The sequence below is a fragment of the Lachnoclostridium sp. genome (assembly GCF_031997925.1).
In the GTDB taxonomy this organism is placed as follows: domain Bacteria; phylum Bacillota; class Clostridia; order Lachnospirales; family Lachnospiraceae; genus Lachnoclostridium.
The window spans coordinates 41,007-48,402 of sequence record NZ_DAMADT010000024.1 but is presented as its reverse complement, the minus strand read 5'-3'; the positions used below and the strand labels follow the sequence as shown (position 1 = coordinate 48,402).

The window sequence follows — 7,396 nt, the reverse complement described above, 5'->3', positions numbered from 1 at the left end:
CATACCCTGAATACCAACGTCATGAGTATATGTATAACCAGAACCTTCCGCAGGGTTTGTGATGTGAATTACACCAATCTTTAAGTCTTCCTTAGCGATTGGAGCAAATAAGTCCTTCTTTGCTTCATCCCCAGAATTCTCATTCGTTACTGGTGCTTTTGTTGCTTCATCCCCAGAATTCTCATTAGTTACTGGTGCTTTTGTTTCTTCATCCTTTTTTCCACAGCCCGTAAATAAGGTTGCTGCAAGAGTTACTGCCATTAGTAAGCTGAGCGCTTTCTTTTTCATAATACGATTCCTCCCGTTAGTTAATAAGCTGGCACTTTTTATGTCGCCTACCCTGTAAAAACTTTGGATACTTGCCCTCCGATCAATAACAAAAGTAGATAAGTAATTGGCATCTTCCTTTGACTTATATCGGACATGTTGAATTATAGTTGATTTTAGCACCTATTTCAATATAAGCAGTTATTATAAATAATAATGCTTTTTATGATTTGTACTTATAAGTAATTGGTTTCGGATGTAATAAACATTACAAGGCTATCAACTAACTAAGATAAAATGCTGACAGTAATTCTATCTCTTTCTCTGACTGATCTTTTGCTATAGTTAAAATACAATACACAAAAAAAGCTCAGAAGTCATTAACTTCTGAACCCTTATAAATAGCGAAAGAGGGATTTGAACCCACGACCCTACGGGTATGAACCGTATGCTCTAGCCAACTGAGCTATTTCGCCATATTTATTTTTTTCCGTAAAAATGGGACCTATAGGGCTCGAACCTATGACCCTCTGCTTGTAAGGCAGATGCTCTCCCAGCTGAGCTAAGATCCCATTCATTGTCTCGTTTCTCACGAGCACATTACTATTATATTTAGGAAGACAAGTTTTGTCAAGCAATTTTTTAAAACTTTTTTATTCCATATTAATCCAGTAATTTATCCAATCTGACGTAATCCCGCGAAATTGGGTGACAGCACAGTTCCTGTGTGAAAAATCTAGATTTTTCACATTATCTACCTTGTTTTTACTTTTCTTTTGAAATCAAAAGAACAAGTATCCCTTGCTCAAAAATACCTTCTTCCTTCACCTGATACCGAACTCCTCCAAGATAAAGTTGATATTGAAACAGATAAGTACGATCAAACTGGCGACAGATATAACGATAATGTTCCTCAAAATTAAACCCTATTTTACTTGATAATTCCTTAAGGCTCATATGTTTACGATGCAGAGCACTTTGATTTTCAAAAAAGCAGGAAAAATGATGATTCGATCGAATCTTTCCAGCTAATAAATCTACGATGAATACTTCTTGATTATTATCGTAAAGTACCGATAGCTCTTGATATAAAACCGAAGCAAGTTGTTTTCTCTTCTTTTCTCTTCTATGACGAAAAACAAAATATAGGACTGTTAATATAAAAGTCAGTACCATAATGATAGAAGAAGTCCATAAAACTACTCCTTTCTCCATGCCCTGAATAGGTCTAAGATATCGCATTTCTGCAGTTGCTATCTGCTCTATCTTTCTGTAATTATCATAAAAAGGAAGAAACTTTTTCATTAATCTTAATAATTCTTCCTGTTGGTTTGATATCACAATATACTCTTGTAATGGTAACACCACATCAGAAACTAGATACAGTTCTTTTTCGTCTTGTAGGTACGATTCATAGGTACTATATTTTATCAACATACCTTCTATCTCGCCTTCCAAAACTGCATGGTATAAATCTGTGGCTGTATTAAAAAGTATGGTGTGTTCATCTAATATAGTATCTTTGATATAACTACTCAGGTACTCCTCAACTCCCCAGTAAGCATATGGTACCTCTTCCGCAGTCATGTCTTTCTTCGTTGCGACTAAAACTAAACTTTCTTCCTTACTAGATAATATAGAAGTTGCACAACCTTTTACTAGTGGATGCCCAAATACGATTGAAAGATTATCTTCCTCCATTTCTGCAACAATGCTATTTAGCTCTTCTTGTTTTACTGGTTGCAGAGGTAAGTCTATTTTATCGATAAGCAGGGATACCATCTCTTGATAGTACCCCTGTTGTTTTACTGTCGTAGCTTGTATCTCATCTACTCCAACTATAATATAATAAAGCGGCTGTTTTGTTTCTCTAAGCTCCGATATAATATCTTGATTGTCCTCAATAAAATTTCTAAGACTTGTATTTTTATCAATCTTTTCTTCTTGACTAGGTTGGTCATACTTCATTCGGCCAACTCCTCCGATTATAAAATTTTTCTTATATACTTTTTATTATTTTACTTATTATACATGCGTCTTTGTAAAACATGTCAATTATATGATACTATACTAGATACATATCGGCAACATTTCTTAAAATACTAATCGTACAAATTTCTTCTTTCCAATTTTTAAAACATTTTCTTGTTCTGTTAAGATACAGTCAATGTCCATTACCTTTTCTCTATTTAGCTGTACTCCACCTTGCTTAATCAACCTACGGAATTCACTTGCAGAAGAAACAAGTCCTTCGTTAGCTAATACACCCGCAACGGAAGCTAAACTATCTTGCTCTTTTTCAAGTTTTATCACAGGCATATCCTCTGGGATCTCACCTTCTTTAAATACTTGTTCGAAGTATTCCTCTCCAGTCTTAACTCCCTCTTCTCCATGGTAAAGCTTTGTAATAATTCGAGCTAAGATAAGCTTAATATCTCTTGGATTTTTTCCCTGTTCCATCTCGCTACGTAATTTTTCGATATCATCAGGATGCTCATCTGTCACAAGTTCAAAGTAACGGAATATCAACTCATCTGGAACCTCCATCACTTTCTTAAACATAACCTGAGGAGATTCGCTTACACCAATATAGTTACCAAGACTCTTACTCATCTTTTCTATACCGTCAAGCCCTTCAAGGATTGGCATAAACATAGCAATCTGCTGAGACATTCCAACTGATTTTTGTAAGGTTCTACCCATTAAAATATTAAATGTTTGATCTGTTCCACCTAATTCAATGTCTGCTTTTATTTCAACAGAGTCATAGCCTTGCATTAAAGGATAGAAAAATTCATGCAGACCGATTGCTTCCTGATTTTTGTAACGATTCTGGAAGTCATCACGCTCTAATAATCTTGCCACCGTAGTACTGGAAGCTAATGCTATTACTTGTTCAAAGTTAAGTTTTGATAACCACTCGCTATTAAAACGAACCTCAGTTTTTTCTGTGTCTAAAACTTTAAATATCTGCTCCATGTAAGTAGCTGCATTCTCTTTTACCTGTTCATCGGAAAGAGGTTTTCTTGTCTTCGATTTTCCTGTAGGATCACCAATACGACCAGTAAAATCTCCGATAATAATAATTGCTCTATGCCCCAAGTCTTGCATCTGCTTGATTTTACGAAGAACAACGGTATGCCCTAGATGAATATCAGGTGCTGAAGGATCAAGTCCAAGCTTGATTGTTAGGGGTTTATTCTGTTCCACAGAAACCTTAAGCTTTTCTCTTAACTCCTCCTCGCGCATCATATCTAATACGCCTTTTTTAATAATTTTCATTTGTTCGTCCACACAAATCATGTCATTTCTCTCCTTTTCTTCACTATCCTATCAAGTTTTTATCGCTATGAAGATCAAAGACCGTTTTTTCAAGTCATGAGCATTCCTAGTGGAGCGTTTTATACGGTTTAGGTACTTTATTCCTCCCTAAACGCAAAAAAAACCGCCCTCTGAATTACATTCAGAGGGCGGGATATTATCACGCGTTACCACCTCAAATTTATTAACTGTTCGCACAGCTAACCTCTTCGAGTACTCATCTTTACTGATGGTTATACTCTAGCACGATAACGGGTGCAGGATACCGTCAACAGCCTACTTAAACTATTATAGTCGTTCGGTGTGAAGCTCAAAGATGTATTCAAAATCAGCTTTCTTGCGCCTCTCATCAGCCGGCAACTTTCTGTTAGATTACAATGATTTTTACTCTTTCTTATCATAGCCTATGATTTATTTACTTGATTTTATGATTATAACAAACGTAATCCTAGCTGTCAACCCCATACTATACCTTTTTATGACTCTGTTTTTTTCATTAAATACTTCTTTCCTTCACTAAAACCTTTGCCCCTTACTTCACTGACACGACTAATAACAACAAAGGCATCCTCATCTATTTGATGAATCAATTTTTCCACTCTATAAAGTTCCCTATTGGAAACTACACTAAGTAAAATGTCAGTCTCTTTTTCTAAATAACCTGTTTGCCCATGGAAAAGAGTAACACCTCTGTCAATTTCAGATATGATTGCTTCTTTTATAAGATCTACTTTACTACTTACTACTTTTAATTGCATCTTATTCGTACCAAACATAAGAAGCTTATCCAAAACAATGGTGTAGGTTAATACTAGAACAATACCATATAGAATCTTTTCTTTTTCTCCAAAAACAGCCTGTAGTGCAAGAATAATACAATCTGCAATATATAAAGTTATGGATACAGGTATATGAAAATACTTGTTAAGTATCAGTGGTGGTATATCCATACCCCCTGTGCTTGCACCCATCCTAATAACAAGTGCAATTGCTGTTCCAATACAGAGTCCACCAAAGAGAGTGCATAAAAAGATATCATTTGTTACTGTAAACTCTCCAGCTATATTTTGTAGAAAACCAAGTGCAAATGGAAAACAGAATGTACTCACTAATGTAGTCAATGCAAAACTTTTCCCCAAGATAAACAAACCTAACAAAAACATAATAAGATTAAAGCCAAATACAAAATAGGATACCGGCAAACCGGAAAAATAATTCACACTCAAAGCTATTCCTGTCGTACCTCCAGTAATTAATCCGGAAGGTAGAATAAAAAATACTACACCTGCTGCGTAAAGAAAATTACCAAATACGATAATTAGCAAATTACGTAATAGTTTCACTCTTTCATAACCTCCATTTCTGTACACGCTTACTGCGCGACTGAAGTTTGCGCCAAGGATAACTCTGACACAAAAACTTTTGCTTGAATTAACTTTGTGTTTCAACCTATCATCTATAGCAATACCGCATTGGCAAACAAATTTGATACTGCAATAGAAAAAGCGTATAATGCTTTCTTAACGCTTAACCGTTCAAAAAAACGTCTGTTAGATTTTCCCTAACAGACGTGAATCAAGGCAACTGCCTAATACATCTTATAGATTTCATTCAATTTTATAAATTATTTATACCACAGCCTGATTGAAACATCAATACCATTCCTCTATGATTTCACCAAAAATAATAGCTATTCTACATTTCCTATGATATAATTTTTTTGGATAATTTATACTGTAGAGCAAAGGTTGTTTTTATGGAATAATAGTATCCAGTAAATTTATTTGCACTAAATAAACGTAAGTTGATAGTTGATTTATCCAGGTGAGAAAATCATACTTATAGTTTTAAGGATGTGAAAGAAAACGAGAACGAAAGAATTTTCAATCTTTCACTTAGCAAGTTTGTGTTCGCGCTGCTTCCACAAACTTGAAGATTATCTTGCAAGCAAGACAATAAGTAGCGCAGAAATGAGGTTATATATGAACGAAAAATATGAAAAATTAATTCCACACTTAAACAAAATGATGGCATTAGAAACTGCATTAACCTTACTGCAATGGGATACCGAAACCCTTGCCCCTGTTGAAGCCCTTGAAAATACTGCAAAAGCTGTTGGTTTATTATCAGGTGAGTATTTTGATGCAATGGTAAATGATGACATTAAAAATCTATTACATGAATTATCAAAACCAGAGAATTTCGATGTCTTGGAATTCAATGAACAAAAAATCGTTAAGAAGCTGAATAAGCAGTTAAAAGAAATGGAATGCATCCCGCCAGAAGAATATAAAGCTTATAGTGAATTGACCGCAAAATCCAGTGCAATTTGGGCTACTGCAAAAGAAAAAAATTGCTTTGCTGATTATGCTCCAACACTGGAAGAAATCGTTTCTTATAATAAGAAATTTGCTAGCTATCGTAACGAAGAGAACAAAGCCCTTTACGATATTATGCTAGACGAGTTTGAAGAAGGAATTGATATGAAGCAATTGGATGAATTTTTCGCAAAACTACGTACTGCTATCGTACCTTTACTAAAGCAAGTAGTGGCAAAAAGTGATTCTATAGACAAATCCTATAATTCTTTAACTTATGACATAGGAAAACAAAAAGAGTTCTGTAAATTCATTGCAGAGTACATCGGATTTGATTTTAGACGTGGAGTAATTGCAGAAAGTGAGCATCCATTTACAACAAACCTACACAATAAAGATGTTAGAATTACAACACATTATTTTAAAAACAATCTCGAAAGTTCCATCTTTTCTACCATACACGAGGGTGGTCATGCGATCTACGAGATGAATATTGATGATTCTTTAACTCAAACACCAGTAGGCCATGGTTCCTCGATGGGTGTTCATGAATCACAGTCCCGTTTCTTTGAAAATATCATTGGACGTAGTATAGATTTTTGGGCACCACTGTGGGATAAATTAACTAATACATTCCCTGAACAATTAAAAAATGTATCACTTGACCAATTTATCCTTTCTATTAACAAAGCTGAGCCAGATTTTATCCGTACGGAAGCAGATGAGTTAACCTATTCTCTTCATATCATGATTCGTTATGAAATTGAGAAGCTTCTGATATCCGGACAAATTGAGGTGTCCGACCTACCACGTATCTGGAATGAGAAGTATGAAGAATATTTAGGAATTGTACCTCCAACAGATACACTTGGTGTACTGCAAGATGTACACTGGTCTAATGGTACCTTCGGATATTTTCCGTCCTATGCACTTGGAAACGCAATCGCCTCTCAAATCTATGCTTTTATACAGACGAAAATTGACTTTTCAAAATGCTTAAGAGAAGGAAATCTTAATCCAATTTTAGATTTATTAAAAGAACATATTCATAAATATGGCGCCACTAAGAATACCAATGAATTATTATTAGAGATGACTGGTGAATCCTTTAATGCTGATTACTATGTAGCCTATCTAATAGACAAATATACAAAATTATATCAGTTATAAGATCTTAATATAATAAAACTTTTGGTCAAACAAAACAAGGAAAAGCACGCTTCGTGAACTTTTCCTTGTACTATATAACAATGGATGAAATCACTTGTATGGAGTATTATTCCTTACTTGTGATTTCATTCTTTTTATTTTTACTTACTTCATTACAATTACTATCCTCATTAATTTATTATCTTTTTTAATTTATTATCCTATTTAATTTATTATCCTTTTTAATTTATTATCCTTTTAATTTATTATCCTTTTTTATTATCCTTTTTTATTATCCTTTTATTACTTATATTTATTTTTCTGTATGCCCATTATTTTGC

4 protein-coding genes, 2 tRNA genes, 1 pseudogene and 1 other annotated feature are annotated in these 7,396 nt (G+C 34.3%); of the genes and pseudogenes, 1 reads left to right on the top strand and 6 read right to left on the bottom strand.

The features are described 5' to 3' along the window. The 6 genes and pseudogenes from RTP52_RS14670 to RTP52_RS14645 all read right to left on the bottom strand — a co-directional run. Window positions 1-288, bottom strand: a pseudogene (locus RTP52_RS14670) (BMP family ABC transporter substrate-binding protein); the annotation flags it as partial. 381 nt (window positions 289-669) lie between these two features. Continuing rightward, window positions 670-743, bottom strand: a tRNA-Met gene (locus RTP52_RS14665). A gap of 23 nt (window positions 744-766) precedes the next feature. After that, a tRNA-Val gene (locus tag RTP52_RS14660) sits at window positions 767-839 on the bottom strand. A gap of 193 nt (window positions 840-1,032) precedes the next feature. Then, window positions 1,033-2,235 (bottom strand): hypothetical protein, encoded by a 1,203-nt coding sequence (locus RTP52_RS14655; RefSeq protein ID WP_312372182.1) that lies wholly within the window; start codon window positions 2,233-2,235, stop codon window positions 1,033-1,035. Between the two features lie 126 nt (window positions 2,236-2,361). Next, window positions 2,362-3,570 carry a tyrosine--tRNA ligase gene (gene tyrS, locus RTP52_RS14650; protein WP_312105024.1) on the bottom strand — a complete coding sequence of 403 codons (1,209 nt, stop codon included), beginning with the start codon at window positions 3,568-3,570 and terminating at the stop codon, window positions 2,362-2,364. A gap of 160 nt (window positions 3,571-3,730) precedes the next feature. Continuing rightward, window positions 3,731-3,998 (bottom strand) — a binding site (T-box leader). Window positions 3,999-4,064: 66 nt separating this feature from the next. Continuing rightward, complete coding sequence (locus tag RTP52_RS14645) at window positions 4,065-4,931, bottom strand: YitT family protein (RefSeq protein ID WP_312105021.1); 867 nt, start codon at window positions 4,929-4,931, stop codon at window positions 4,065-4,067. A gap of 639 nt (window positions 4,932-5,570) precedes the next feature. On the opposite strand from RTP52_RS14645, the gene RTP52_RS14640 reads away from it, so the two are divergent. Next, a complete protein-coding gene (locus RTP52_RS14640) occupies window positions 5,571-7,076 on the top strand; it encodes a carboxypeptidase M32 (RefSeq protein WP_312372181.1) in 1,506 nt (501 codons plus the stop codon). Window positions 7,077-7,396: the final 320 nt, after the last annotated feature.